Origin of the sequence: Streptomyces sp. APSN-46.1 (assembly GCF_022815725.1) — a bacterium.
Taxonomy (GTDB): Bacteria; Actinomycetota; Actinomycetes; order Streptomycetales; family Streptomycetaceae; genus Streptomyces.
In genome coordinates this window covers 95,018-121,009 of sequence record NZ_JALGRF010000013.1, presented here as the reverse complement: position 1 = coordinate 121,009, position 25,992 = coordinate 95,018, and the positions used below count along the sequence as shown (strand labels likewise).

24 protein-coding genes and 1 pseudogene are annotated in these 25,992 nt (G+C 71.8%); 11 read left to right on the top strand and 14 right to left on the bottom strand.

Annotation, left to right across the window (positions count from 1 at the left end):
* Positions 1-33 precede the first annotated feature (33 nt).
* Together MTF65_RS26550 and MTF65_RS26545 are read right to left on the bottom strand one after the other, a co-directional pair.
* Entirely contained in the window at positions 34-705 is a 672-nt protein-coding gene (locus MTF65_RS26550) for a response regulator transcription factor (RefSeq protein ID WP_243631485.1), read from the bottom strand.
* A complete protein-coding gene (locus MTF65_RS26545; protein ID WP_243631484.1) occupies positions 702-1,943 on the bottom strand; it encodes a sensor histidine kinase in 1,242 nt (413 codons plus the stop codon). Before MTF65_RS26545 ends, MTF65_RS26550 begins: the two co-directional genes overlap by 4 nt.
* Positions 1,944-2,074: 131 nt before the next feature.
* On the opposite strand from MTF65_RS26545, the gene MTF65_RS26540 reads away from it, so the two are divergent.
* Positions 2,075-2,995, top strand: coding sequence for an ABC transporter ATP-binding protein (locus MTF65_RS26540; protein WP_243631483.1), 921 nt, complete (start codon positions 2,075-2,077; stop codon positions 2,993-2,995).
* Positions 2,992-3,783 (top strand): ABC transporter permease, encoded by a 792-nt coding sequence (locus MTF65_RS26535; RefSeq protein WP_243631482.1) that lies wholly within the window; start codon positions 2,992-2,994, stop codon positions 3,781-3,783. Before MTF65_RS26540 ends, MTF65_RS26535 begins: the two co-directional genes overlap by 4 nt.
* Positions 3,784-3,843: 60 nt before the next feature.
* Here MTF65_RS26535 and MTF65_RS26530 read toward each other — a convergent pair whose 3' ends face one another.
* From MTF65_RS26530 to MTF65_RS26515, 4 genes are all read right to left on the bottom strand, one after another.
* Positions 3,844-5,163: a hypothetical protein gene (locus MTF65_RS26530; protein WP_243631481.1), complete on the bottom strand. Its 1,320-nt coding sequence runs from the start codon at positions 5,161-5,163 to the stop codon at positions 3,844-3,846.
* Entirely contained in the window at positions 5,153-5,749 is a 597-nt protein-coding gene (locus MTF65_RS26525) for a DUF6114 domain-containing protein (RefSeq protein ID WP_243631480.1), read from the bottom strand. Before MTF65_RS26525 ends, MTF65_RS26530 begins: the two co-directional genes overlap by 11 nt.
* Before the next feature lie 111 nt (positions 5,750-5,860).
* A complete protein-coding gene (locus tag MTF65_RS26520) occupies positions 5,861-6,508 on the bottom strand; it encodes a DUF6230 family protein (protein WP_243631479.1) in 648 nt (215 codons plus the stop codon).
* A gap of 635 nt (positions 6,509-7,143) precedes the next feature.
* The gene (locus MTF65_RS26515) at positions 7,144-8,142 is read right to left on the bottom strand and encodes a tetratricopeptide repeat protein (RefSeq protein WP_243631478.1); all 999 of its coding nucleotides are present in this window, start codon (positions 8,140-8,142) and stop codon (positions 7,144-7,146) included.
* 306 nt (positions 8,143-8,448) lie between these two features.
* Here MTF65_RS26515 and MTF65_RS26510 point away from each other — a divergent pair, with 306 nt between their 5' ends.
* Complete coding sequence (locus MTF65_RS26510; protein WP_243631477.1) at positions 8,449-9,090, top strand: TetR/AcrR family transcriptional regulator; 642 nt, start codon at positions 8,449-8,451, stop codon at positions 9,088-9,090.
* A 156-nt stretch (positions 9,091-9,246) separates the two neighbouring features.
* On the opposite strand, the gene MTF65_RS26505 is transcribed toward MTF65_RS26510, so the two are convergent.
* From MTF65_RS26505 to MTF65_RS26490, 4 genes are all read right to left on the bottom strand, one after another.
* Complete coding sequence (locus tag MTF65_RS26505; protein ID WP_243631476.1) at positions 9,247-10,947, bottom strand: methylmalonyl-CoA mutase; 1,701 nt, start codon at positions 10,945-10,947, stop codon at positions 9,247-9,249.
* Positions 10,948-11,022: 75 nt separating this feature from the next.
* A complete protein-coding gene (locus MTF65_RS26500) occupies positions 11,023-11,352 on the bottom strand; it encodes a DUF3817 domain-containing protein (protein WP_243631475.1) in 330 nt (109 codons plus the stop codon).
* A 98-nt stretch (positions 11,353-11,450) separates the two neighbouring features.
* Positions 11,451-11,960, bottom strand: coding sequence for a MarR family winged helix-turn-helix transcriptional regulator (locus MTF65_RS26495; protein ID WP_243631474.1), 510 nt, complete (start codon positions 11,958-11,960; stop codon positions 11,451-11,453).
* Positions 11,961-11,981: 21 nt separating this feature from the next.
* Positions 11,982-13,253 carry an MFS transporter gene (locus tag MTF65_RS26490; RefSeq protein WP_243631473.1) on the bottom strand — a complete coding sequence of 424 codons (1,272 nt, stop codon included), beginning with the start codon at positions 13,251-13,253 and terminating at the stop codon, positions 11,982-11,984.
* A gap of 131 nt (positions 13,254-13,384) precedes the next feature.
* Between MTF65_RS26490 and MTF65_RS26485 the strand changes: the two are divergent.
* Positions 13,385-14,417 (top strand): annotated as a pseudogene (locus MTF65_RS26485) (DUF5937 family protein).
* A gap of 141 nt (positions 14,418-14,558) precedes the next feature.
* Here the strand turns inward: MTF65_RS26485 and MTF65_RS26480 are convergent.
* Positions 14,559-14,855, bottom strand: coding sequence for an MTH1187 family thiamine-binding protein (locus MTF65_RS26480; protein WP_243631472.1), 297 nt, complete (start codon positions 14,853-14,855; stop codon positions 14,559-14,561).
* Positions 14,852-15,199 (bottom strand): DUF3817 domain-containing protein, encoded by a 348-nt coding sequence (locus MTF65_RS26475; RefSeq protein ID WP_243631471.1) that lies wholly within the window; start codon positions 15,197-15,199, stop codon positions 14,852-14,854. The genes MTF65_RS26480 and MTF65_RS26475 overlap by 4 nt, the downstream gene beginning before the upstream one ends.
* A 193-nt stretch (positions 15,200-15,392) precedes the next feature.
* On the opposite strand from MTF65_RS26475, the gene MTF65_RS26470 reads away from it, so the two are divergent.
* From MTF65_RS26470 to MTF65_RS30760, 5 genes are all read left to right on the top strand, one after another.
* Complete coding sequence (locus MTF65_RS26470; RefSeq protein ID WP_243631470.1) at positions 15,393-16,031, top strand: AIM24 family protein; 639 nt, start codon at positions 15,393-15,395, stop codon at positions 16,029-16,031.
* Positions 16,031-16,681 carry an AIM24 family protein gene (locus MTF65_RS26465; RefSeq protein ID WP_243631469.1) on the top strand — a complete coding sequence of 217 codons (651 nt, stop codon included), beginning with the start codon at positions 16,031-16,033 and terminating at the stop codon, positions 16,679-16,681. The genes MTF65_RS26470 and MTF65_RS26465 overlap by 1 nt, the downstream gene beginning before the upstream one ends.
* 11 nt (positions 16,682-16,692) lie before the next feature.
* Positions 16,693-17,478 carry an AIM24 family protein gene (locus MTF65_RS26460; RefSeq protein WP_243631539.1) on the top strand — a complete coding sequence of 262 codons (786 nt, stop codon included), beginning with the start codon at positions 16,693-16,695 and terminating at the stop codon, positions 17,476-17,478.
* Positions 17,479-17,561: 83 nt separating this feature from the next.
* Positions 17,562-18,038, top strand: coding sequence for a MarR family winged helix-turn-helix transcriptional regulator (locus MTF65_RS26455; RefSeq protein ID WP_243631538.1), 477 nt, complete (start codon positions 17,562-17,564; stop codon positions 18,036-18,038).
* A gap of 118 nt (positions 18,039-18,156) precedes the next feature.
* Entirely contained in the window at positions 18,157-18,231 is a 75-nt protein-coding gene (locus MTF65_RS30760; RefSeq protein WP_099895366.1) for a 50S ribosomal protein bL37, read from the top strand.
* 101 nt (positions 18,232-18,332) lie between these two features.
* On the opposite strand, the gene meaB is transcribed toward MTF65_RS30760, so the two are convergent.
* Both meaB and MTF65_RS26445 read right to left on the bottom strand, forming a co-directional pair.
* Positions 18,333-19,304, bottom strand: coding sequence for a methylmalonyl Co-A mutase-associated GTPase MeaB (meaB, locus tag MTF65_RS26450; protein WP_243631468.1), 972 nt, complete (start codon positions 19,302-19,304; stop codon positions 18,333-18,335).
* Between the two features lie 11 nt (positions 19,305-19,315).
* Positions 19,316-20,530, bottom strand: a complete 1,215-nt coding sequence (locus MTF65_RS26445) for an acetyl-CoA C-acetyltransferase (protein WP_243631467.1) — start codon at positions 20,528-20,530, stop codon at positions 19,316-19,318.
* Between the two features lie 137 nt (positions 20,531-20,667).
* Here MTF65_RS26445 and mce point away from each other — a divergent pair, with 137 nt between their 5' ends.
* Positions 20,668-21,096, top strand: a complete 429-nt coding sequence (gene mce, locus MTF65_RS26440; protein ID WP_243631466.1) for a methylmalonyl-CoA epimerase — start codon at positions 20,668-20,670, stop codon at positions 21,094-21,096.
* A gap of 193 nt (positions 21,097-21,289) precedes the next feature.
* Entirely contained in the window at positions 21,290-25,825 is a 4,536-nt protein-coding gene (scy, locus tag MTF65_RS26435) for a polarized growth protein Scy (protein ID WP_243631465.1), read from the top strand.
* Positions 25,826-25,992: the final 167 nt, after the last annotated feature.

Below are 25,992 nucleotides of genomic sequence, written 5' to 3'. Positions count from 1 at the left end.
CCTCGGTGCGTTCCCGGGGCCCGGAGGCGCGGCTCAGCGAGGCGGCGTGACGAGCCCCATCTCATAGGCGGTGATCACGAGCTGGACCCGGTCCCGGGCGCCCAGCTTGGCGAACAGCCGTGACACGTGCGACTTGGCGGTGGCCACCGTGATGAAGAGGTCCTCCGCGATCTCGGTGTTCGACCGGCCGCGCCCGACCAGGGTCAGGACTTCCCGTTCCCGCTCGGTGATGCCCTCGACCGGCCGGGGGGAGCGCTCCGGGGCAGCCCCGGGGCGCCCGACGAAGTCCGCGATCAGACGGCGCGTCACGCCCGGCGCGATCAGTGCGTCGCCGGCGGCGACCACGCGGATCGCCGCGAGGATGTCGTCCAGCGCCATGTCCTTGACCACGAAGCCGCTCGCGCCGGCCCGGAGCGCGCCGTAGACGTGTTCGTCCTCGTCGAAGGTGGTCAGCACGAGGACGCGGGTCGTCGCCGGGCCGGCGGTGATCAGGCGAGTGGCCTCGATGCCGTCCATGACGGGCATCCGGATGTCCATCACCACGACGTCGGGGCTGACATCCCTGACCAGCTGGACCGCTTCGGCGCCGGTGGCGGCCTCACCGACGACCACCAGGTCGGGGTGGTCGGCCATGATCATGCGCAGGCCGGACCGCACCAGCGGCTGGTCGTCGGCGAGCAGGACGCGTACGGGGTTGCCGGTCATCGGACCTCCACCGGCACTCCGACGGGTTCGGGCAGCGGCAATCGGGCCGTCACCCGGAAGCCGCCCTCGGGACGCGGTCCGGCGCTGAGGTGGCCGTGCAGCAGCCCGACCCGCTCCCGCATGCCCACGAGGCCGAAGCCGTGGGCCGAGCCGGTCCCGGTGGCGCCGCGCCCGTCGTCGACGACCTCCACGGACAGCTCCTCGTCCCCGTAGTCGATGGCCACCCGGCAACGCCCGGTGCCCGCGTGGCGGACCACGTTGGTCAGCGACTCCTGGACGATACGGTAGGCGGACAGGTCGATGTCGGCCGGCAACGGACGCTGCTCCCCGCTGCGGCACACGTCGACGCGTACCCCCGCGGCGGCCGTGGCCGCCGCCAGCCGGTCGATGTCCGCCAGACCCGGCGAGGGCGCGAGCGGTGCCTGCCCCGAGGCCACCGCGCCCTGGTCGGCTTGGTCGGCCCGTGCGGCCTGGTCGGCCCGGTCGGCCTGACGGAGCGCCACCAGCGTGCGCCGAAGGCCCGACAGGGTCTCTCTGCTGGTGGCCTCGATGGCGCGCAGTGCCTCGCGGGCCGCTGCGGGCTGTGTCTGGATGACCCGGCTCCCCGCCCCGGCCTGGATGGCGATGATGCCGATGCTGTGCGCGACCATGTCGTGCAACTCCCGTGCGATCCGCAGCCGTTCGGCGGTAACGGCCTCGGCCACCTCCTGCGAACGCAGCGCCACCGCGTGCTCGCGGCGCTCGCGGCTCAGCAGACCGACCGCGCAGGACGCGGCCATCGCCAGGAGGGCGATCACGACGTTGACCGTCAGGTTGTCCCCGTGTGAGAACGCGCCGACGACCGAGAGCTGCACGGCGAACGTGATGGCCACGGCGACGATCGAAGCCCGGCGGGTGCAGGTGGCGACAATGACGCCCAGGAAGAGGTCGACCGCCAGATACGACAGGAACCGACCCTGATACGACACCGCCAGGCTCTCGTAGGGGGAGCTCGGAGTGCCCACCACCACGGCGGTGGATCCGAAGAGCGCCATGGCCAGAGCCGGCAGCGGCGTCCGGCGCAGCACACCGACGAGCAGGCTCACCGCCAGCACCGCCCCGACGGCGTGGATCGTGCCCGAAGCCTGATTCGCGCCCCCCACCAGCAGAACCACCATGCAGAGGTACAGGACACCCCCCGCCCAGGCCATGACCTTCGAACGGCGCGCAGGCAAGGGGGTGGTCGGCGTGGCGTCCATGCCGCGAGACTAACCAGCCGCCGCCCGCGCGGCATCGGCCCGGGGACGTACGCCCGCGGGCGGACCCGGTCGCGCGATTGCCGCCCACGGCCCCATGACCGGACGGGGGGCCTCCCGGCAGCGTTGCCCTGGTGATCGAAGTCAACGAACTCACCAAGCGCTACGGCGGCAAGACCGCCGTCGACCGTCTGTCCTTCACCGTGCGGCCGGGCCAGGTCACCGGATTCCTCGGCCCCAACGGAGCCGGCAAGTCCACCACCCTGCGGATGATCCTCGGCCTGGACGCGCCCACCGCCGGCGCCGCCACCGTCAGCGGCATCCCCTTCCGCAGCCACCCGCGCGGACTGCGGCATGTCGGCGCCCTCCTCGACGCCAACCAGGTCCACGGCGGACGCAGCGCCATGGCCCACCTCTCCGCCCTGGCCCGCAGCAACGGCATCCCGCCGCCCCGGGTGGACGAGGTGCTGCACGAGGTGGGCCTGGCCGAGGCGGCGACCCGACGCATCGGCGGATTCTCGCTCGGCATGAAGCAGCGGCTCGGGATCGCGACCGCCCTGCTCGGCGACCCGCCCGTGCTGATGTTCGACGAGCCGGTCAACGGCATGGACCCGGAGGGCGTTCTCTGGATGCGCCGCCTCTTCCGGCGCCTGGCCGCCGAGGGCCGCACGGTCTTCCTCTCCAGCCACCTGATGTCGGAGATGGAGAACACCGCCGACCACCTCGTCGTCATCGGCCGGGGCCGGCTCATCGCCGCCGAGTCGGTACAGGACTTCGCGGCCCGCGGCACCCGGCTCAGCATCGTGGTGGGCACACCGCGGGCCGCCGAGCTGGCGGCGGTGCTGACCGCCGCGGGCGCGTCGGTCGAGCCGGAGGGCTCGGCGGGCGCCGAGAAGCTCGCCGTGACCGGGCTGTCGGCGGACCGGATCGGAGCGCTCGCCTTCGAGAACCGGATCCCGCTGAGCGAGCTGACCACGCGGACCGCCTCACTGGAGGAGGCGTTCATGGAACTCACCGCCGACAGCGTCGAATACCCGGCAGGACAGCCCCGATGACCCACCTCGCCTCCGTCCGCTTCCGTGACCTGCTCGCCTCCGAGTGGATCAAAATGCGGTCCCTGCGCTCCACGCCGTGGACGATCGCCCTCACCGTCCTGTTCGTCATCGGGTCCTCCGCCGTGGCCACGCTCGCGGACAACGCCGCCCGCTCCGGCCCCGCTGATTTCCTCTCCTACGACGCCTATCCGCCGGCCGGCTACTGGACGCTGATGCTCGTCTCCAGCAGCACGGGCGCCCTCACAGTCGTGAGCGAGTACAGCAGCGGGCTGATCCGCACCACCACCGTGGCCGTCCCGGCCCGCAGCTCGGTCCTGCTGGCCAAGGCGGCCGTCACCGCCGCGCTGTGGACCGCGGTCGGCACGGCCGCCTCCACCGGTTCCTTCCTGGTCTCCCAGGCCATCCTGGACGGGCACCATGCCGACGTTCCGATCACCCACCCCGGGGTGTTCCGGGCGCTGGCGGCATCCGCGTTGCTGGCTCCGGTCTGTGCCCTGGTCGGTCTGGGCCTCGGCGTTCTGCTCCGGCATGCCGCCGGGACCATGGTCACCAGCGTCTTCACCCTGCTGATGCTGCCCACCATGTTCTCGGAGAGCAACCGCTGGTCGGCGGACATCAAACACGCGCTGGTGTCGGCCGCCTGGAACCGCCTGGTCCAAACCTGGGAGCCGGATCCCGGATCCCTGGGCTACACCGCCACGGTCCCCGGCTCCTGGATCGTGTACGCGCTCTGGCCGCTGATCACGGTCGCACTCGCCGTGGTCGTCGTACGGCGCCGCGACCTGTGAACGCACCTGTGGCCCGGGCCTCAAGGGAGGCACGGGCCACTGACCGGGTGGGGCGGGGGACTACTCCGGCGGGCCGATGTAGTTCTTGAGGCCCGGGACGGTGAGGGTGCCGCCGAACTGGCCGGCCTGGACGACCTTCACGTCCGTGAAGAACGCGAACGGGACGTTCAGCGGCGGCGGGCTGTTCGGGGTGAACTCGATCGGGATCAGACCGAAGAGGTTGCCCTTGAGGCTCTCGGTGTACATCGTCACCTTGCCGCCGCGGATCTTGGACGTGGAGCCCGGACGGGACTTCAGGTGGGCGACGTTCCCGCTCTTGCCGACCGTCTGGTAGAGGTCCTTGATGTCGAGCGAGTCCGCGGTGAACTTCAGGACCTTCTTGATCTTGCCGCCCGCCGTCTTCACCTCGACGATGCCCTCGTAGTCGAGGCCGTAGAGGGTCAGCAGCGAGCTGTCGAGGTACCAGGGCTCGTCCGGCAGGAGCGGGATCCCCGTCTCCAGTTCGGCGTCGGCGAGCGCCTTGGCGTCGTACGTCGGGCAGGGGAAGGGTTCCTTCCCGTCCGCGTCCTTCGTCGCCTCGGGCGTGGCCTTGGTCTCGTCGGCCTTGGTCTCGCCGGCCTTGGGCTTCGACGTGGCCGCCTTGCCCGTCTCGTCCTTGGCGGTCGTGGCGGTGTCCTTGACCTCCTTGGAGAGCTCCGAGACCGGGACGCCCGCCTTCTTCGCGGCCTCGCGGATCGCGTCCGCGGCCGGGTCCTTGGCCGGGGTGGTGGCGGACGGCGTGGGCGTCGGGGTGGCCGTCGCCTTCGCGTCCGTGAGGGGCCTGCCGAGCGAGTCCACGAGGCCCTTGAGCTTGTCGCCCAGCCCCAGCGGATCCAGCGGGTTGGTGGTCGGGGACGCCGACGCCGACGGGGACGCGGTCGGAGCCGGGGCGGCCTGCTTCGCCGCCGGAGGCGGGTCGGCCGGCTTGGTTGCCGAGGTGCTCGCGGACGTGCTCGCGGACGGCTTCGGCGCCGCCGGGGTCACGCCGGGCTTCGGCTTCGTCGTCGCGGACGCGCTCGGCGAGGGGGTCGCACCGGGCGACGTACTCGGCGAAGGCGTCTTGGACGGCGACGGGGAGGCGGACTCCGCGGGTTCTTCGGAGCGCGTCACACACGGCCCGGGCGCGAAGGGGATCTCCTTGTCGTCGGCCACGGCCAGCTTCGGGGCGATGCCCATCCCGACGAAGACCGCGGTCGGCATGGCGGCCAGCGCCATCGTCTTGCCGACGGGTATCTGAATCTTGTTCAGCAGCGACTTCCTGGGCGCCGCGTGGCGCGGGCCCCTACTCTCACGGGACTCTGCGCCTGGGGCCACACCCCGCTGCGTCTCGTCACCCCGCACTGTTCCTCCCGCCATCGGCGTGGGCAGTCGTCTCGCTCGCGTGTGCCGTTTCCGTCTCGCGGGGGGCCGGGATGCCCTGGAAGCCGCCCGCCATCGCCTCGGCCTTGGCCATGTCAACGGCCGCGGACGCGGCCTCGGTCGCCTCGGCGGGCGACTCGACCGGCGCCTCGTCCGCCGGCCTGCCGGGGACCCACGCCAGGGAGAGGCCGCCGCCGATCATGGCGGCGATGAAGCCGGCGAAGAACCCGCCGAGGTTGGACACCGGCAGGGACACCAGGGCCAGCAGGATCGAGGCGACCCCGGCGAAGACCCGGATGCCGTGCTGGAACCAGAGCGCCAGGCCCAGCGTGATCAGCAGGACGCCGATGATCAGCGAACCGGAACCGGTCGTCGTGGCCATCGCCATGGTGACGTTGCCCAGCCGCACGTCCCCGTAGGGGAAATAGATGATGGGGACGCCGGCGAGGAGCATGAAAAACCCGGCCCAGAAGGGACGGCGGCCCCGCCAGGCGTAGAAGTGGTAATACGCCACGGTGAGCAGTGCGTCATCCGAGCGGCGAACGTAGACCGGGGCCTGGGGGTTCATGGACAACAGCTCCCTGGAAACGGTGGTACGGAAATTCTGTGAAGCCCCGGACGGGCGGCGACGGCGACGGCTGCCGCGTCGGACGCCCGTCCGGTCAAGCGGCGGGAGCGGTCACTTGACTTCCGCGTCCGTGTAGCACGGCTGGTCCCCGCTCAGCAGGCGCAACTTCAGGTTGGGCAGCTTGAAGGTGCCCGCCGTGGTCGCCCACGCCTTCTGCTTGACGTTCGTCAGAATCGCCTTGTCGGCGCGCTGCGAGAACGCGTACGGGCTGGCGACCGTACCGGCCTGCGGCTTGGTCTTGTGGCTCGCGTCGCCGACCGCGACACCGATGTCCAGGTTCCTGAACTCGGCGTCGGTGTCCAGCTCGGCAACATCCAGGTAGATGTTGTCGGCGACGGCCGGCTTGCCCTTGTGGCCCGTGCGCAGCTGCAGCGTGATGTTGCCGAGCGGCGTCGGGGTCACCAGCGACTGGCACATGTTGGTGATCTCGGCGTGGCTGAACCCGGAGATGGTGACCGGGTGGTCAACCTCCTTGCCGGTCTTCAGGTCGTGCCCCTTGGCGATACCGCCGTACTGGATGAGGTTGTCACCGTCGAGCTTGTCGGCCGAGACCTTGAAGTCCTGGCCGGAGACGCTGAAGGACGCCGCGAGGGCACCCTGCGCCAGTCCCACACCGACCGCGGCGGTGGCCGCGATGCTCGGCACCATGACGAGCGCGAAGCGCTTCCATCTGGTCCCGCCACGAACCTGAGAACTCATTTCGTTCCTCCTTCTCGGACGTACATCTCCGGTCCGGGCCGTGCCCGTCCTGGGATGGGAGAAGTGCTACGTCCTCGGGAAGGAGCGCAGGCGGCCGAGCCGCGGCGCCAGGCCGCGTCCGGTACACCGGCGATCACCCCCGAGCGACAACCACTGGGCCACGCGTTCGCGCAACCTGGGGGGACAGGCCCTGCCGGTGCGGCAGAGACCCCCCTGTCCCACGGCCGGTGTCACTGCCACCGGCCGGCTCGGTGGGGACCCTCCACCGCGGCTCCGGATGAGCGGCTCCGCGGGAAGGACCGAGCGTCGCCGATCGTGGTCCATTCCCGGCCGGGGCACAAGGGGGTTCGTTACTGGCGGGTAACGGGTGGATAACCGCGATACGACTCGCCGCCGTCGGGCAGCAACACAGGGTGTCACCCAGGGCCACGACAAACGAGCGAAGTGCGAACCAACCGGACAGTTCGCCGGGTTCGCCTTACTGCGAGTAACAGCGGCCGCGATTGCCAAGTTTTGGCAAAGTGCGGCCGCTGTTTACCTACGTGTCAATAAATCGCCGGTGCTTCACCGGCCACCCGGACCCTTCCGGATCTCGGCGCTGGACCGTCCCGCTGCGGGTCCCCCACTCGGGTCCCCTAGAAGAGGACTCGCGCGAGTGCCGTACGCGCGGCGCTGACCCGCGGATCGTCCGCCCCGATGACCTCGAACAGCTCCAGCAGGCGCATCCGTACGGCGTCCCGCTCCTCGCCCGACGTCACCCGTACGGTGTCCACCAGGCGCCCGAAGGCGTCCTCCACGTGACCGCCGACCAGGTCCAGGTCTGCGGCGGCGATCTGCGCCTGCGGGTCGCTGGGGTTGGCCGCGGCCGCCTCGCGCACCGCCTGCGGGTTCATGTGCTGTACGCGGCCGAGCAGCTCGGCCTGGGCCAGGCCCAGCTTCGCTTCGATGTTCGCCGGGTCGTCCGCCAGTACGTTCTTGTACGCCTGGACCGCGCCGCCGAAGTCGCCGGCGTCCAGCGCGGCGACGGCCGCCTCCAGCAGCGCGTCGTACGGGCCGGCCGGAGCCTCGGTCTCGCCCGCCGGGGCGGCGGGGCCCTCGGCGCCCGGGTCCACCTGGAGGCCGATGAGGCCGAAGCGCTCCTCGCCGACCTGGACCAGCTGGGCGAGGGTCTCGCGGATCTGCTGCTCGGGCACGACGCCCTGGAACAGCGGCAGCACCTGGCCCGCGACCACGGCGAAGACGGCCGGGATGCCCTGGATGCCGAACTGCTGCATCAGCAACTGGTTGGCGTCCACGTCGATCTTCGCCAGGACGACTCGGCCGTTGGCCTCTACGGTCAGCCGCTCCAGGAGCGGGCTGAGCTGCTTGCAGGGCTCGCACCACTCGGCCCAGAAGTCGAGGACGACCGGAACCTCGTTGGAGAGCTGGAGTACGTCGCGTTCAAAACCGGCCTCGTCTACGTCGATGACGAGCGCGGACGGCGGCACGGCGCCGGCGGCCGCGGAACCCGCACCGCCGCCGCCCTGCCGGGCCGACTCGGCCCGCGCCTGCTCGGCCTTCGCCTTGGCTTCGCCGGCCGCCTTCACCGCGGCGAGGTCGACGACGCCGCTCATGGACATGTTTCTGGGCTGCATGCGTACATCCTCCCCCGTTTGCGCGCGCCGACGAAAAGGATCGCGCGAATTGCCGCGGCGATCCGGTCGTACCGGTTGTGTCGTGCTGGTCGTGTCGTGCTGGTCATACTGGTCGTGCCGGTCACGCTGGTCGTGCTGGTGATGCGGTCGGCGCCGGGTCCCCACCTGGCGCCAGTAGCTTCGCGTGGTTGTCGCTCTTACGCTACGAGTCGTAGCGTAACTCCCCGCGCGGCCCGGTGCCCCGTGATCTGAACCACAGCATCAGGGGTCCCGACGGTTGCGCTACCGACGGGTATGGTCACCGCCATGCGCAACCCCAGCCCCGGCACCGCCCCCCCACCCGGCCGCACCGGCCGCCCCCGCAGCGCCGCTGCGGACGCGGCGATCCTCGCCGCCACCCGGGACGCGCTGGTCGAGCTCGGCTGGTCGAAGCTGACGATGGGTGACGTCTCGGCCCGGGCGGGCGTCGCGAAGACCACCCTGTACCGGCGCTGGGCCGGCAAGAACGAACTGGTCGTGGACGCGGTCGCGGAGCTCTTCGACTCCCTCGAACTACCCGACCGGGGCTCCCTCGAAGCCGACATCGAGTACGTGGTGCTGCAGTTCGCGGAGCTGCTCCGGCGCCCGGAGGCCCGTACGGCCCTGATGGCGGTGGTCGCCGAGTCCACCCGGGACGAGGCGCTGCGGGACCGGATCCGGTCGGCGATCGTGGACCGGCAGAAACGTCTCGTCGTACTGGGTCGCGAACGGGCGCAGGCGCGCGGTGAACTCCCCTACGAGGAGGACGAGTCCGTCGCGGGCCACACCACGGACCTGATATTCGACGTGATCGCCGGGACCGTGGTCCACCGGGCGCTGGTGAGCTCCGAGCCGGTGGACGAGCTGTGGGTGGCCACGTTCACCGCGCTCCTGATGCACGGTCTCCGGGGCCCGGCCGCCCAGCCCTGACCGGCGGCGCGCGCCCGGAGGCGCTGCCCTGCGGGGCTGTCCCCTCCCCGCCCTTCCACCGTTCCTTGGGGCTCCGCCCCAAACCCCACGCCTCAATCGCCGGCGGGGCTATAAGCAGCCCAGCCGGCGATTGAGGCGGAAACGCCAGGGACGGGGCTAGAAGCCCGGCGGCTCCGTGTAGGTGCCCCACTCGTCCCGCAGCACGTTGCAGATCTCGCCGAGCGTGGCCTCGGCCCGTACCGCGTCCAGCATGGCCGGGATCATGTTCGACCCGTCCCGCGCGGCGTCCAGCATGGCCTTCAGCGAGGCGGTGACCTTGGCGTCGTCGCGACGGCCCTTGCGCGCGGCCAACTCCCGCACCTGGACGGTCTCCACCTCGTGGCTGACCCGGAGGATCTCCAGGTCCCCGGTGACCGACCCATGGTGGACGTTGACGCCGACGACCCGCTTGTCGCCCTTCTCCAGCGAGCGCTGGTACTGGAAGGCCGACTCGGCGATCTCCCCGGTGAACCAGCCGTCCTCGATGCCGCGCAGGATGCCGGAGGTGATCGGCCCGATCGGGTGCTGCCCGTCCGGGTGGGCGCGCAGCCCGCGCTCCTTGATCTGGTCGAAGATCTTCTCGGCGTCCGCCTCGATGCGGTCGGTGAGCTGCTCGACGTACCAGGCGCCGCCCAGCGGGTCGGCCACGTTGGCCACCCCGGTCTCCTCCATCAGCACCTGCTGGGTGCGCAGGGCGATCTCGGCCGCCTGCTCGCTCGGCAGCGCGAGGGTCTCGTCGAGGGCGTTGGTGTGCAGGGAGTTGGTCCCGCCGAGGACGGCCGCGAGGGCCTCCACGGCGGTGCGGACGACGTTGTTGTACGGCTGCTGCGCGGTCAGCGAGACCCCGGCGGTCTGGGTGTGGAAGCGCAGCCACATCGACTTGTCGCTCTTCGCCCCGTACACCTCCTTCATCCAGCGCGCCCAGATCCGGCGGGCGGCGCGGAACTTGGCGATCTCCTCGAAGAAGTCGAGGTGCGCGTCGAAGAAGAAGGAGAGCCCGGGCGCGAAGACGTCCACGTCCATGCCGCGCGAGAGGCCGAGCTCCACGTAGCCGAAACCGTCCGCCAGCGTGTACGCGAGCTCCTGCGCGGCCGTGGCCCCGGCCTCGCGGATGTGGTAGCCGGAGACCGACAGCGGCTTGTACGCCGGGATGCCGGTGGCGCAGTACTCCATGAGGTCGCCGATGAGGCGCAGGTGCGGCTCGGGTTCGAAGAGCCACTCCTTCTGGGCGATGTACTCCTTGAAGATGTCGGTCTGGAGCGTGCCGTTCAGCACGGCCGGATCCACACCCTGCCGCTCGGCGGCGACCAGGTACATGCAGAAGGCGGGTACGGCGGGCCCCGAGATCGTCATCGAGGTGGTGACGTCGCCGAGCGGGATGTCCTTGAACAGGACCTCCATGTCGGCGGCGGAGTCTATGGCGACCCCGCAGTGCCCGACCTCGCCGAGCGCGCGCGGGTCGTCGGAGTCGCGGCCCATCAGGGTCGGCATGTCGAAGGCGACGGAGAGCCCGCCGCCGCCGGCCGCGAGGATCATCTTGTAGCGCTCGTTGGTCTGCTCGGCGTTCCCGAACCCGGCGAACTGCCGGATGGTCCAGGTGCGCCCCCGGTAGCCGGTGGCGTGCAGGCCGCGGGTGTACGGGTACTCTCCCGGCCACCCGATGCGCTCGAAGCCCTCGTACGAGTCGCCGGGCCGGGGCCCGTAGACCGGATCGACGGCATCGCCGGAGAGAGTGGTGAAATCCGCGTCGCGCTTGCGGGCCTTGTCGTAACGGGCCTGCCAGCGCTGGCGGCCCTCCTCGATCGCGTCAGCATCCATGCTTCAAATTTACTAGGACGTCCTAGTAAATGTCGATGGCAAACCCCCGGGGAGTCACCCCGGGGGCGGTAACAATCAGGCCTTGGCGGTGGCCAGGCCGCCCTCGACCAGCGGCTCGACCTCGGCGCGGATCGTACGCTCGACGAAGAAGGCGGCCAGCGGGATCGTCCCCGACACCAGCACCCACAGGAGCTTGCCGAAGGGCCACTTCGCCTTCGAGCCCAGGTCGAAGGCGAACACCAGGTAGACCATGAACAGCACACCGTGCGCCTGCGAGACCGCGAAGGTCAGGTCGGCGCCGATGTCGAAGCCGTACTTCGCCACCATGCAGGCGCAGAGGATCAGGAGCATGACCGCCGTCACGTAGGCCATGACGCGGTAGCGGGTCAGCACGCTTCGTTTCATGCGGACGAGCCTAGCCGTCCGATGTGCGCGATCTTGACGAGGGGCCGGGGTGACGCCGGCTGCTTCTCCTCGCTGCTTCCCCCCGCTACTTCTCCCCGCTACTTCTCCTCGAAGTCGGCGGCGGCCACCCGCAGGGGCCGCAGGAGGGCGAAGATCTCGGCGCACTCCTCGTCGTCGTACACGCCGAGGCCGAAGTCGATCTCCATCAGGTCCTTGGTGGCCGCCTCGACGACCTCCCGGCCCTTGTCCGTGATGGAGGCCAGGGTGCCGCGCCCGTCGTTGGGGTTGGGCCGCTTGTCGACCAGGCCGGACCTCACCAGCCGGTCCACCGTGTTCGTCACCGAGGTCGGGTGCACCATCAGACGCTCACCGATCTTCGACATCGGCAGCTCACCGGCCTTGGAGAAGGTGAGCAGCACCAGCGCCTCGTACCGCGCGAAGGTCAGTCCGTACGGCTTGACCACCGCGTCGACCTCGGCGAGCAGGATCTGGTGCGCCCGCATGATCGAGGTGATGGCGGCCATCGACGGCACCGGACCCCAGCGCTCCCGCCAGAGTTCGTCGGCGCGGGCGATGGGGTCGAAGGGGAGGCTGAGCGGCTTGGGCACACATCAGACCCTACCGGGCGGTCATTTGGTGGACACCCCTGTCTCACTCCTCGGCCCGCGCGGCCGCGGGGCCGCGCGGTCCGCCAGCCGCAGTTCGGCGAACAGCAGCGCGGTGACCGCCGCGCCGAGCAGCGCGGCCGCCGTGACGACCACGTGGACGGGGACGAACTCGGCGGCGAGGCCCGCCAGGGCCATGCCGACGCCCTGGAAGGTCATCAGACCGGTACTGAGCAGGGTCATCGCCCGGCCGCGCAGCTCCTCGGGGACGGCGTCCACCCACATCTGATCGAGCCCGAGGGTGTACGCGTGGGCCAGCCCCGCCAGCAGCAGCGCGCCGAGGAGGACCGGCACCCCCGGCCGGACGGCGTAGACGAGCAGCGGCAGCGGCCCGGCGACGGCGAGCGGCACCACGACCCGGGAACGCGTTCGGGCGGTGAGTCCCGCGCCCGCCCAGAGTTCCCCCGCGACGGCGCCGACGGGCTGCGCGCATATCAGCAGCCCGAGCGCGGCGGTGCCGGCGCCGATGCCGTCGGCGTACGGGGCGAGCAACGCCTCCGGTACGACGACGAAGCAGGGCGGCAGCCAGAACAGCAGGGTCAGCGCCCGCACCCGGCGGTCCCCGAGCACGGCCCGCAGACCCGCGAGCGCGGACGTACGGGCGGCCGCCGCGCCCGCCCGGGCGGGCCGGGCCCGGGTGCCGAGGCGCAGCAGCAGCGCCGAGCCGAGGAATCCTGCGGCGGTCAGCGCGAGCGCCCCGCGCGGGGCGAGGACGGTGAGCAGCAGCCCGCCGAGCCCGAAGCCGATGAGCTGGGCACTCTGGGCCACCATGCGCAGCAGCGAGCGACCAAGCACGAAGGCGGCGCCGGAGCCGAGGATGTCGGCGAGGGAGGCGCTGCGGGTGCCCTGGAACAGCGGCGCGACGAAGGCCATGGCGCAGCGGAGTACGAGGATCACCGCGACCGGCGTGCCCGGCAGGACCATGGCGGCGGCGCAGGCGGCGCAGAGCAGGTCGCAGGCGACGAGCACCCGCCGGGCGGGGTACCGGTCGGCGACCCCGGCGAGCAGGGTGCCGCCGAGGGCGTACGGGAGGAAGCCGAGGGCGAAGGTGAGCGCGCTCATCAGGGGCGAGCCGGTGAGCCGGTAGACGAGGACGGTGAGGGCGATCTCGGCGATGACGACACCGAGGACGGACATCAGGTGCGCGGCGAAGACGGCCCGGAACTCCCGGACGCGGAAGACGGAGCGGTAGCCTCCGGCGGGTGCGCCGGGCGGGGCCTGGTTGACGGTTGCCATGCGGAACACCCTGGGCGGGCTACGGTGGGCCCGACAGAGATTCGCCTGAGCCCGAATCACGTCCGACACCCATCGGCCCGTGTCCGACACACGTCCGACCCACGGGAAGGCCGACACAGGCAGGGGGGCTGATGGCATTCCACTTCCGCTTCGGGCCGAGTGACCTGCTCCGCTGCCGGTTCTCGATCTCCCCGCGCTGGGAGACCCAGGAGGCGGTGCGGACCCTGCAACGGCCGGACCGGCAGGCGTACCACCTGCCGTGGCTGCGGCGGATCAGGGCGGCCGCCGACGGGCTGGACCTGCGTCCGCTGTGGCTGCTGATGTCCCCCAGCTACCGCCGGGAGGTGCCCCCAGCGCAGCGGCCACAACCCGGACTTCCTGAGCCCGCCGCCGCTCGGCCCCTCCGTCACCTTGGAGGAGGAGCTGACGCGGGTGCGCGACGCCTCCGCCGCCGATCCGAAGGCGGTACGGGAGGACCTCCGCCGCTCCCTCGCCGCCACCCCGGGCGCCCTGGAGAGCGCCATGGGGCGGCGGATGCTCGCGGATCCTGGGCGTGCGGTACGGGAGTTGGCCGATCTGTACGAGCAGGCCTGGGCCGCCCTGATCGCCCCGCACTGGACTCGGCTGCGGGCGCTGCTGGAGGCGGACATCCTGTTCCACTCGCGGCGGCTGGCGGCGGGCGGGCTGGAGGCGCTGTTCGACGGCCTCCACCCGGACCTCCGGTGGTCCGGCGGCACCCTCACCATCCGGCGCCGCAGTCACCACGACCGCGACCTCGACGGGCAGGGCCTGCTGCTGATGCCGAGCGCGTTCGTCTGGCCGGAGGTGGTCGGCGGCTACGACCCGCCCTGGCAGCCGACGCTGGTGTACCCGGCGCGGGGCATCGGCGCGCTGTGGACGGCCTCGGCCGGACCGGCGCCCGACGCGCTGGCCAGGCTGCTCGGCCGGGCCCGCGCCGACGTGCTGTGCGCCCTGACCGAACCCGCCTCCACCACCGCGCTCGCCCACCGCCTGGGCCTGGCCCCGTCCACGGTGTCGGCCCACCTCAAGACCTTGGCCGCGGCGGGCCTGCTCATCTCGGCCCGACACGGCCACCAGATCCACTACGAGCGCACCCCACTGGCCATCGCCCTGACCACGGGCACCACACCCCAGGAGGGTTAGGGGCGTCGCCGCGGGCCGTCGGGCGGGGCGGGCCGGACGCCGGCGCGCGTGACGCGAGGCGCAGGTGGCGAACGGTGCAGGTGACGAGCGGCGAACATGACGGTCCGTCATGGGACGATGGCCCGGCTGCCGCCGCGGTGCTCAGCCGCCGGCGAGGTGCCGCTCGACCGTCTCGATCTTGGAGGTCATGCCGTCCGAGACGCCGGGGCGGATATCGGCCTTGAGGACGAACGAGACCCGCGGCGCGCGCTCCTCCACGGCGGCGACCGCGCGCTTGACCACATCCATCACCTCGTCCCACTCACCCTCGACGGTGGTGAACATGGCGTCGGTGCGGTTCGGGAGGCCGGACTCGCGGACGACGCGGACCGCGTCGGCCACGTACTCGCCGACCTCCTCGCCGACACCCAGCGGGGTCACCGAGAAGGCGACGATCACGCGTCGGCCGCCTCGCGCGCGACGCGGGCCGCGATGACGCTGTCCGCCTCCTCGCGCTTGAGCAGCTTGTCGCCGTAGAGGCCGCCGAAGGGCAGCAGCGCCAGCCCGAAGAACAGGGCGGCCTTCTTCAGCGGCCACTTGGCCTTGTTCCAGACATCCAGCAGGAAGACCGTGTAGATGAGGAACAGGATCCCGTGCAGGGCGCCGAGCGGCATCATCAGGTAGTCGACGTCGGAGATCCGGCTCAGCAGCGAACCGAAGATCAGCAGGGCCGGGAAGGAGAGCGCCTCCGGAACGGAGACGAGGCGCAGCCGGTGCAGGGCGGAGGCGGTCTTGATGTCCACGTGGAACCTTCGGGACGGGGGGCTGGAGGTCCGTTCCAGTGTCTCAGCCGCTTTGCGGGATCTTGACCCGGGTCCCGGTCGCCGCTGCCGCGTCCGCCCGTCCGTGCCCGTTCGTGCCCGTTCGCGCCCGAGTGTGGCGCATATCGGCCACGCTGCTCTGTTCGGGTTCGCCCGCTGCCGATAACGTCATCCCGTGGCTCAGTTCCGACTTAATGGCAGCAAGGTGCTCGCCGTCGACCTGACCGGGGATGCCGTGAAAGCGAAAAACGGCTCCATGGTCGCGTACGACGGTCAGATGGCCTTCAAGAAGATGACCGGCGGTGGCGAAGGCCTCCGCGGCATGGTGACCCGCCGGCTGACCGGCGAACAGATGACCGTGATGGAAGTGCAGGGGCACGGCACCTGCTTCTTCGCCGACCGCGCGAGTGAGATCAATCTGGTCGATCTGCGCGGCGAGAAGCTCTACGTGGAGTCCAGCAACCTGCTGTGCACCGACGCCGGACTGCGCACCGGCACCACCTTCACCGGCCTGCGCGGCGGGGCGACGGGCAACGGCCTGTTCACCACGACCGTCGAGGGCACCGGGCAGGCGGCGATCATGTCCGACGGCCCCGCGGTGGTACTGCGCGTCAGCGCCCAGTACCCGCTCTCCGTCGACCCGGGGGCGTACATCGCGCACACCGGCAACCTCCAGCAGTCCTTCCAGTCGGGCGTGAATTTCCGCACGCTGATCGGCGAGGGTTCCGGCGAGGCGTTCCAGATCCGCTTCGAGGGCGAAGGCCTGGTGTACGTGCAGCCCAGCGAGCGCAACACCATCGGGGGCGACGTCTGATGCCGTTCCGCGAGATCAATTCGAAGATGGTCGAGGCCCAGGTGATTCCGGGGCAGAAGATGTACAGCCAGCGCGGCGCGATGCTCGCGTACCGCGGCGAGGTCTCCTTCACCCCGAGCCTGACAGGCGGTCAGGGCGGGGTGATGAGCATGATCGGGCGCCGGGTGGCGAACGAGCAGGTCCCGCTGATGACGGTCGAGGGCAGCGGCACCGTGATGTTCGGCCACGGCGGCCACCACATCCAGGTCATCAACCTGACCGGGGAGACGCTCTACGTGGAGGCCGACCGGCTGCTGGCCTTCGACGGCACGCTCCAGCAGGGCACGATGTTCATGGGCTCGCAGGGCGGTGTCATGGGCATGGTGCGCGGCCAGGTGACCGGCCAGGGCCTGTTCACCACCACCCTCAAGGGCCACGGCTCGGTCGCCGTGATGGCCCACGGCGGGGTCATCGAACTCCCCATCACCCCCCAGCGCCCGGTCCACGTGGACCCGCAGGCGTACGTCGCCCACCACGGCGAGGTACGCAACAAGCTGTCCGCCGCGCTCGGCTGGCGGGACATGGTGGGACGCGGTTCCGGTGAGGCGTTCCAGCTGGAGCTGTCCGGCCAGGGCGCCGTATACGTGCAGGCCTCGGAGGAAAAGCTGTGAACTTTGGTCCCGTGACGGGCGGACCCGGCGGTCCGACCGTCTTCGACCCGTACTCCCTGCCCTCCGACGACAACGTGAACCCGTACACCTTCTGCGTGGAGCTCAAGGGGAGCCAGTGGTTCCTGCAGAAGGGCAAGATGATCTCGTACTACGGGCGCATCGAGTTCAACGGCATCGGCAACGGCCGCTTCGACCGGCTGCTGCGCACCAGCTTCCACTCGCCGCTGCACGCCAGCGACTGGGTGGTGGCCGAGGGGCAGGGCAAGATGCTGCTCGCCGACCGCGCGTTCGATGTGAACTCGTACGACCTGGACAACGGAAACCTGACGATCCGGTCGGGCAACCTGCTCGCCTACCAGCCCACACTGGCGCTGAAGCAGTCGATCGTCCCGGGCTTCCTGACGCTGATCGGAACCGGGAAGTTCGTGGCGGCGTCCAACGGTCCGGTGGTGTTCATGGAGCCGCCGCTGCGGGTGGACCCGCAGGCGCTGGTGGGCTGGGCCGACTGCCCCTCGCCGTGCCACCACTACGACCACGGCTACATGTCGGGGGTGATGGGCGGCCTGCGCTCGCTGACGGGCATCGGCGGCGCCTCGGGCGAGGAGCACCAGTTCGAGTTCGTGGGAGCGGGCACGGTCCTGCTCCAGTCCTCGGAGACGCTGATGGCGGAGCAGGCGGTCGGCGCCGTCGGCACGGGTGCGGAGCCGGGGGTTCCCGGGCAGGGGCCGCTCGGTCAGCTGGGCGTTCCCCGGATGCCGGGACAGCTGGGTGATCTCCAGCGGCGTTTCGGCCTGTGAGCGCCCATGACTCAGCAGCTCAGTCCGTAGATCCTATTTTGTACGTCATTCAACTTCTTAGGTAGAGTTCATTCATGGAGACCATGGAGACCGAGACGGCCACGCGCTGGCTGACCGACGCGGAACAGTGCGCCTGGCGCACCCACCTGGACGTCAGCAGACTGCTGATGCACCAGCTGGAAAAGGATCTCCAGCCCTTCGGACTCACCAACAACGACTACGAGATCCTCGTGAACCTCTCGGAGTCCGAGGGACTCCGGATGCGGATGAGCGACCTCGCGACGTCGACGCTGCAGTCCAAGAGCCGGCTGTCCCACCAGATCACCCGCATGGAAGCGGCGGGCCTCGTCCGCCGCATGAGCTGCGAGTCCGACCGTCGCGGCCTGTTCGCGGTGCTCACCGACGAGGGCATGGACCTCATGCGGAAGGTCGCCCCGCACCACGTGGCGTCCGTCCGCCGGCACTTCATCGACCTGCTGTCCCCGGAGGCCCTGGCGGCGCTGCGGGAGTCCCTGAGCCCGGTGGCGGACCACCTCCGGGACACCCGCGGCAAGGCCTGACCCGACCCCTGTCGACGCGGAACCCTGACACGGACCATGTGCGGACCCTGATGCGGAGCCTTCGGGGCGACCATAGACTGATCAACGCCCGGAGTGTCCCCATATAAGGGAGTGCGTCATGGCGAAGCGCGGCAACAAGAAGCGAGCCCGCAAGAAGAAGAAGGCGAACCACGGCAAGCGTCCCAACGCCTGACCGGCCCGTAGGGCGGATACGTGAGAGCCGCGCCCCTGTCGCAGGGGCGCGGCTCTCACGTTGCCGGCACTCTCACGTTGTCGGCACGGCCGCCCGCCGGCTCAGGCCTCCGCCACCTCAGTCAGCGTCGCCAGCAGCGCGTCCGCGGCCGCGTACGGGTCCAGCTCGCCCGCCGCGACCCGCGCCGCCAGCGCGTCGAGGTGCGCGTCCCCGTGCAGATCGGCCATCCGGGCACGCAGGGCCGTCACCGCGATGGTCTCCACCTCGTGTGCGGCCCGGGCCGCGCGGCGGTCGGCCAGCACCCCGCGCTCCTCCATCCACGCGCGGTGCTTCTCCAGCGCCTCGACCAGCTCGTCGATGCCCTGTCCGCGCGCCGCGACCGTCTTCACGATCGGCGGCCGCCAGTCGCCGGCGCCCCGGGACTCCCCGAGGCCCAGCATGTGGTTCAGCTCCCGGGCGGTGGCGTCCGCACCGTCCCGGTCGGCCTTGTTCACCACGTACACGTCGCCGATCTCCAGGATGCCCGCCTTCGCGGCCTGGATCCCGTCGCCCATCCCGGGGGCCAGCAGCACCACCGAGGTGTCAGCCTGGGAGGCGATCTCCACCTCCGACTGCCCGACCCCGACCGTCTCGACCAGGATCACCTCGCAGCCGGCCGCGTCCAGCACCCGGATCGCCTGCGGCGCGGCCCACGCGAGGCCGCCCAGGTGGCCCCGGGTGGCCATGGAGCGGATGTAGACCCCCGGGTCGGACGCGTGGTCCGACATCCGCACCCGGTCGCCGAGGAGCGCGCCCCCGCTGAAGGGCGAGGACGGGTCCACGGCGAGCACGCCGACGCGCTTGCCGGCCTTCCGGTACGCCGACACCAGAGCCGAGGTGGACGTGGACTTGCCCACGCCCGGGGAGCCCGTGAGGCCCACCACATACGCCCCGCCGGTCAGCGGGGCCAGGGCGGCCATCACCTCGCGCAGTTGCGGGGACGCCCCCTCGACCAGTGAGATCAGCCGGGCCACGGCCCGCGGCCGGCCTTCTCGGGCCTGCGCCACCAGCGTGGGGACGTCCACCGTCGTCATCCGCGCAGCACCTACGCCTTCGCGCCGTTGCCCGGGACGCGCACGATGAGCGCGTCACCCTGACCGCCGCCGCCGCACAGTGCGGCGGCGCCGACGCCGCCACCGCGGCGCTTCAGCTCCAGCGCCAGGTGCAGCACGACACGGGCGCCGGACATGCCGATCGGGTGCCCCAGGGCAATGGCGCCACCGTTGACGTTCACCTTTTCCGGGGACACGCCGAGGTCCTTGATTGACTGGACGACGACCGCGGCGAAGGCCTCGTTGATCTCGATGAGGTCCAGGTCGGCGACCTCCATGCCCTCCTTCTTCACGGCGTGCAGGATGGCGTTCGTGGGCTGGGGGTGGAGCGAGTTGTCCGGGCCGGCCACATTGCCGTGGGCGCCGATCTCGGCGAGCCACTCCAGGCCCAGCTCCTCGGCCTTCGCCTTGCTCATCACGACCACGGCGGCGGCGCCGTCGCTGATCTGGGAGGACGTACCGGCGGTGATGGTGCCGTCCTTCGTGAACGCCGGGCGCAGCTTGCCGAGGGTCTCGGCGGTGGTCTCCGGGCGGATGCCCTCGTCGTGCGAGAAGACGACCGGGTCGCCCTTGCGCTGCGGGATCTCGACCGGGGTGATCTCGGCGTCGAAGACGCCGTTCTTGGCCGCCGCGGCGGCCTTCTGGTGCGAGAGGGCCGAGAACTCGTCCTGCGGGGCGCGCTCGATGCCGAGGAGGGTGTTGTGGTGCTCGGTGGACAGCCCCATCGGGATGTTCTCGAACGGGTCGGTGAGACCGTCGTACGCCATGGCGTCGAGCATCTCGATGGCGCCGTACTTGTAGCCCTCACGGGACTTCGGGAGCAGGTGAGGCGCGTTGGTCATGGACTCCTGGCCGCCCGCGACCACGATGTCGAACTCGCCGGCGCGGATGAGCTGGTCGGCCAGAGCGATGGCGTCCAGGCCCGAGAGGCACACCTTGTTGACGGTGAGCGCGGGAACGTTCATGGGGATGCCGGCCTTGACGGCGGCCTGGCGCGCGGGAATCTGTCCCGCGCCGGCCTGGAGCACCTGGCCCATGATCACGTACTGGACCTGGTCGCCGGAGATCCCGGCCCGCTCCAGCGCGGACTTGATGGCGAAGCCGCCGAGGTCGGCGCCCGAGAAGGACTTCAGGGATCCGAGCAGCCGCCCCATGGGCGTGCGGGCCCCGGCGACGATCACGGATGTGGTGTTGTTCGTTCCGGACATGAGGCACAGCCCCTTGAGGATGAGGAGTGAACGAGGGTTTACCCGAATGTACTGAGCGGTACCCGTGCCGTCACCGGGCAGTCGGTGTGATCGCTGGCACGTTGCGTGACCACCCTCCTCGGCGGTGCACTGGTCCCATGCTGACAAGAATCGACCACATCGGGATCGCCTGCTTCGACCTGGACAAGACCGTCGAGTTCTACCGTGCCACGTACGGCTTCGAGGTGTTCCACTCAGAGGTCAACGAGGAGCAGGGTGTGCGCGAGGCCATGCTCAAGATCAACGAGACCTCCGACGGCGGGGCCTCGTACCTCCAGCTCCTGGAACCCACCCGCGAGGACTCCGCGGTGGGCAAATGGCTGGCCAAGAACGGCGAGGGGGTCCACCACATCGCCTTCGGCACCGAGGACGTCCAGGGTGACTCGGAGGCCATCCGCGGCAAGGGCGTCCGCGTCCTCTACGACCAGCCCCGCACCGGTTCGATGGGCTCATCCATCACCTTCCTGCACCCCAAGGACTGCCACGGAGTCCTCACCGAACTGGTCACCTCCCGCCCCGACCACTGATGGACCACTGATGGCCCGATTCCCCGGCCGGTAGAGTGGCCGTGGCTCGGCCGGGGTTCGGTGCGGAGACGGGGTCGGGGCCTGTGACCCCTGCCCCGGTATCTGACACCATTCCCCCGGGGGCGTCGTTCAGCGGGCGAGCGATGCTCAATTGGGAGTGAGCTTGCGACCAGGGGACGGATGGGACCGCGCTGTGCGGGGCTACGAAAGCCAGGAGAGCCATCAGGCTGAAGCCGACCATCTCTCGCGCTTCGAAGCCGAGATGGAGCGGCTGAAGAAGGAGCGCGGGAAGGCCGTCCAGCACGCCGAGGACCTGGGGTACCAGGTCGAGGTGCTGCGCGCCAAGCTCCACGAGGTGCGCCGCTCTCTGGCGTCCCGCCCCGCCTACGACGGCGCGGACATGGGCTACCAGGCGGAGCAATTGCTCCGTAATGCCCAGATCCAGGCCGACCAGATGCGCTCCGACGCCGAGCGCGAGCTGCGCGATGCCCGGGCGCAGACCCAGCGGATCCTCCAGGAGCACGCCGAGCACCAGTCGCGCCTCCAGGCCGAACTGCACGCCGAGGCCGTCAACCGCCGCCAGCGGCTGGACCAGGAGCTCAACGAGCGCCGCCAGACCGTCGAGGCGCACGTCAACGAGAACGTGGCGTGGGCCGAGCAGCTGCGCGCCCGTACCGAGTCCCAGGCCCGCCGGCTCATGGAGGAGTCCCGCGCCGAGGCCGAGCAGGCGCTGAACGCCGCCCGCGCCGAGGCCGCCCGGCTCGCCGAGGAGGCCCGCCGCCGGCTCACCTCCGACGCGGAGGCCGCCCGTACCGAGGCCGAGGCGACCCTGCTGCGCGCCCGCAAGGAGGCCGAGCGGCTGCTGACCGCCGCCTCCGCGCAGGCCCAGGAGGCCACCGAGCACGCGGAGCGGCTGCGTACGAGCACCTCCGCCGAGGCCGAGCAGACCCGGCAGCAGACCCTGGACCTCGGCCGGATGGCCGAGGCCCGCGTCCAGGAGGCGGACGGGGCGCTGCGCGCGGCCCGCGCCGAGGCCGAGAAGCTGCTCGCCGAGGCCAAGGAGAGCGCCTCCCGGCAGCTCACCTCGGCGGAGTCCGTCAACGAGCAGCGCACCCGGACCGCCAAGGAGCAGGTCGCCCGGCTGGTCGGCGAGGCCACCAAGGAGGCCGAGGTCCTCAAGGCCGAGGCCGAGCAGGCACTGGCCGACGCCCGCGCCGAGGCCGAGCGGCTGCGCACCGAGGCCGGTGAGCACGCCCGTACGGCCGCGGCCGAGGACATGGCGGCGCAGCTGGCGAAGGCGGCCCGCACCGCCGAGGACGTACTGAACAGGGCCTCGGAGGACGCCCGGGCCACCACCCGGGCCGCGTCCGAGGAGGCCGAGCGGATCCGCCGCGAGGCCGAGTCGGAGGCGGAGCGGCTGCGCGCCCAGGCGGCGGCCACGGCCGATGAGCTCAAGGGCGCCGCGAAGGACGACACCGAGGAGTACCGGGCCCGCACCGTCGAGCTCCAGGAGGAGGCCCGGCGGCTGCGCGGCGAGGCCGAGCAGCTGCGCGCGGAGGCCGTCGCCGAGGGCGAGCGGATCCGGGGCGAGGCCCGCCGCGAGGCGGTCCAGCAGATCGAGGAGGCGGCCAAGACCGCCGAGCAGCTGCTCGGCAAGGCCAAGGCCGACGCGGACGAACTGCGCGCGGGCGCGAGCGCCGAGAGCGAGCGGGTGCGCGCAGAGGCCGTCGAGCGGGCCACCACCCTGCGCCGGCAGGCCGAGGAGACCCTGGAGCGGACCCGCGCCGAGGCCGAGCGGCTGCGCGCCGAGGCCGAGGAGCAGGCCGAGGCCGTACGGGCCGAGGCCGACGCGGCGGCCCGCGAGCGGCGCGAGCAGACCGAGCGGGCGCTGGCCGCCAAGCGGGCGGAGGCCGACGAGGAGCTCGTCCGGCTGCACACGGACGCCGAGGGCCGGCTGACCACGGCCGAGCAGACGCTGCGCGACGCCCGCGCGGCGGCGGAGAACATCCGCCGGGAGACCAGCGAGGAGACCGACCGGCTGCGCGCCGAGTCGGCGGAGCGGATCCGCACCCTCCAGACGCAGTCGGAGGCGGAGGCCGACCAGCTGCGCACGGAGGCGGCGCAGGACGCCGGCCGGGCGCGCGCGGAGGCCGAGCAGGTGGCCGTACGGCTGCGCGGCGAGGCCGAGGCCGAGGCGGAGCGGGTGCGCTCCGAGGCCCAGGAGACCGCGGACCGGCTGCGCGCGGAGGCGAAGGCCGCCGCCGAGCGGGTCGCCGAGGAGGCCGCCGAGGCGCTGAACGCCGCCCAGGAGGAGGCCGCCCGGCGTCGCCGGGAGGCCGAGGAGACCCTGGCGTCGGCGCGGACGGACGCCGGCAACGAGCGGGCCCAGGCCCGCGAGCAGAGCGAGGAACTGCTGGCCGCGGCCCGCAAGCGCTCCGAGGAGGCGCAGGCCGAGGCGGCCCGCCTGACCGAGGAGGCCGAGCGGCGCGCGTCGGAGCTGGTGGCGGCGGCCGAGGCCACCGCCCAGCAGGTACGGGACTCCGTGGCCGGTCTGCACGAGCAGGCCGAGGAGGAGGTCGCCGGACTGCGCAGCGCCGCCGAGCACGCGGCGGAGCGTACGAAGACGGAGGCGGAGGAGGAGGCTTCCCGCGTCCGCTCGGACGCCTACGAGGAGCGCGAGCGCGCCACCGAGGACGCCAACCGGATCCGCAGCGAGGCGCGGGCCGAGACGGACGCGGCGAAGGCGCTGGCCGAGCGCACGGTCGGCGACGCGATCACCGAGGCGGAGCAGCTGCGCGCCGACACCGCCGAGTACGCGCAGCGGGTGCGTACCGAGGCGACGGACGCGCTGGCCTCGTCCGAGCGCGACGCGGCCCGTACCCGGGCGGACGCCCGCGACGACGCGAACCGCATCCGCGGTGAGGCGGCGGAGTCCCTGGAGTCCTCCCGCAGCGAGGGAGCCCGGATCGTCGCCGAGGCGACGGCGGAGGCCGAGCGGCTCACCGAGGAAACCCTGGCGGCCAACGAGGCGTTGGCCGGCGAGGCCACCGCCGAGGCGGAGCGCGTCACCGCCGAGGCCGCCGAGGCGGCGGACGCCACCCGTACCGAGGCGGCGGGCACGCTGGACGAGGCCCGTGCCGAGGCGGGCCGGCTGCGCACCGAGGCGGCCGAGCAGGCGGACCGGCTCGTCACCGAGGCCGTGTCCGAGGCGGAGCGGCTCACGGAGGAGACCCGCGCGGCCAACGAGGCCACGGTCGGCGAGGCGACGGCGAAGGCCGAGCGGCTCACGCGGCAGGCGGCCGACACGATGGCCGCGGCCGAGCGGGACGCGGCGCGCATCCTGGTGGACGCCCGCACCGAGGGCGACCGGCTGGTGGACGAGACCCGCGCGGCCAACGAGGCCACGGTCGGCGAGGCGGCGGCGGAGGCCGAGCGGCTGCGCGTGGAGGCGGCCCGGGTCCTGGACGACGCCCGCGCGGAGGGCGGCCGGATCATCGGCGAGGCCACCGCGGAGGCCGAGCGGGTCACGGTCGCGGCGAACGAGACCCTGGAGAGCGCGGAGCGGGAGTCCGACCGGACGCTGGACGAGGCGCGCGCGGAGGCGGGCCGCCTGCGCGGCGATGCCGCCGAGCAGGCCGACCGGCTCATCACGGAGGCGGCGTCCGAGGCGGACAAGCTCACGGAGCAGACCCGCAAGGACAACGAGCGCACGGTCGGCGAGGCCGCCGCCGAGGCCGAGCGGCTGCGCGCGGAGGCGTCGGAGGCCCTCGCCTCGGCGCAGGAGCACGCGACCCGCACCCGGTCGGAGGCCGAGCGGGTCAAGGCGGAGGCCGCGACCGAGGCGGAGCGCACCCGCACGGAGGCCCGTACCGAGTCCGAGCGGCTCCTGGACGAGGCGCGCGAGGCGGCCAACAAGCGCCGCAGCGAGGCCGCGGAGCAGGTGGACCGGCTGATCACCGAGGCCTCGGCGGAGGCCGAGAAGCTGACCGCCGACGCGCGGCAGCAGGCCCTGGCCGCCACCACGGCGGCCGAGGAGCAGGCGGACGCGATGGTCGACGCGGCCCGCAAGGAGGCCGTGCGGATCGCCTCGGAGGCGACCATCGAGGGCAACTCCCTGGTGGAGAAGGCCCGTACGGACGCGGACGAGCTGCTGGTCGGCGCGCGCACGGACGCGGCGGCCATAAGGGAGCGGGCGGAGGAGCTGCGCGGCCGCGTCGAGAGCGAGGTCGAGGAGCTGCACGAGCGTGCGCGCCGGGAGTCGGCCGAGCAGATGAAGTCGGCCGGCGAGCGCGTGGACAAGCTGGTGCGGGCGGCGACCGAGCAGAGCGTCGAGGCCGAGGCGAAGGCCAAGGCGCTGGTGTCGGACGCGAGCAGCGAGGCGAGCAAGGTGCGCATCGCGGCGGTCCGCAAGGCGGAGGCGCTGCTGAAGGAGGCCGAGCAGAAGAAGGCCGAGCTGGTCCGGGAGGCCGAGGGGGCGCTCGCGGAGGCCAAGGCGGAGGCCGAGCGGCTCGTCGAGGAGGGGCGGCGTGAGCTGGAGGTCCTGGTGCGCAGGCGCGAGGACATTCAGGCGGAGATCTCCCGTGTCCAGGACGTTCTTGAGGCGTTGGAATCATTCGAGGCGCCTTCGGGTGGCGCGAAGCCCACGGTCGGCGGCCAGGGCGCGGGGGGCGTGAAGGCCGGCGCGGCAGCGGGTTCCACTCGTTCGGGTGGTAAGGGCTCAGACGGCTAGTCAAAACCTGTGAGTGTGTGCTCTTGATGAAGGTTCACACGAACGAGTGACAAGCAATCTGGCGTCTTGCCACTCAAAAGGGGTGTCATTGTCCAGATCAAACGCGGATTGACTCGATGACACGCCGTCTGGGCGCCTAGGATTCCCCTAACACCTCACGTAGCACC

Excerpts from the sequence above, each read along its gene's own strand:
- MTF65_RS26550 (WP_243631485.1), bottom strand. The coding sequence starts at position 705 with ATGACCGGCAACCCCGTACGCGTCCTGCTCGCCGACGACCAGCCGCTG.
- MTF65_RS26545 (WP_243631484.1), bottom strand. The coding sequence starts at position 1,943 with ATGGACGCCACGCCGACCACCCCCTTGCCTGCGCGCCGTTCGAAGGTC.
- MTF65_RS26535 (WP_243631482.1), top strand. The coding sequence starts at position 2,992 with ATGACCCACCTCGCCTCCGTCCGCTTCCGTGACCTGCTCGCCTCCGAG.
- MTF65_RS26525 (WP_243631480.1), bottom strand. The coding sequence starts at position 5,749 with ATGAACCCCCAGGCCCCGGTCTACGTTCGCCGCTCGGATGACGCACTG.
- MTF65_RS26520 (WP_243631479.1), bottom strand. The coding sequence starts at position 6,508 with ATGAGTTCTCAGGTTCGTGGCGGGACCAGATGGAAGCGCTTCGCGCTC.
- MTF65_RS26515 (WP_243631478.1), bottom strand. The coding sequence starts at position 8,142 with ATGCAGCCCAGAAACATGTCCATGAGCGGCGTCGTCGACCTCGCCGCG.
- MTF65_RS26510 (WP_243631477.1), top strand. The coding sequence starts at position 8,449 with ATGCGCAACCCCAGCCCCGGCACCGCCCCCCCACCCGGCCGCACCGGC.
- MTF65_RS26505 (WP_243631476.1), bottom strand. The coding sequence starts at position 10,947 with ATGGATGCTGACGCGATCGAGGAGGGCCGCCAGCGCTGGCAGGCCCGT.
- MTF65_RS26500 (WP_243631475.1), bottom strand. The coding sequence starts at position 11,352 with ATGAAACGAAGCGTGCTGACCCGCTACCGCGTCATGGCCTACGTGACG.
- MTF65_RS26490 (WP_243631473.1), bottom strand. The coding sequence starts at position 13,253 with ATGGCAACCGTCAACCAGGCCCCGCCCGGCGCACCCGCCGGAGGCTAC.
- MTF65_RS26465 (WP_243631469.1), top strand. The coding sequence starts at position 16,031 with ATGCCGTTCCGCGAGATCAATTCGAAGATGGTCGAGGCCCAGGTGATT.
- MTF65_RS26455 (WP_243631538.1), top strand. The coding sequence starts at position 17,562 with ATGGAGACCGAGACGGCCACGCGCTGGCTGACCGACGCGGAACAGTGC.
- meaB (WP_243631468.1), bottom strand. The coding sequence starts at position 19,304 with ATGACGACGGTGGACGTCCCCACGCTGGTGGCGCAGGCCCGAGAAGGC.
- MTF65_RS26445 (WP_243631467.1), bottom strand. The coding sequence starts at position 20,530 with ATGTCCGGAACGAACAACACCACATCCGTGATCGTCGCCGGGGCCCGC.
- mce (WP_243631466.1), top strand. The coding sequence starts at position 20,668 with ATGCTGACAAGAATCGACCACATCGGGATCGCCTGCTTCGACCTGGAC.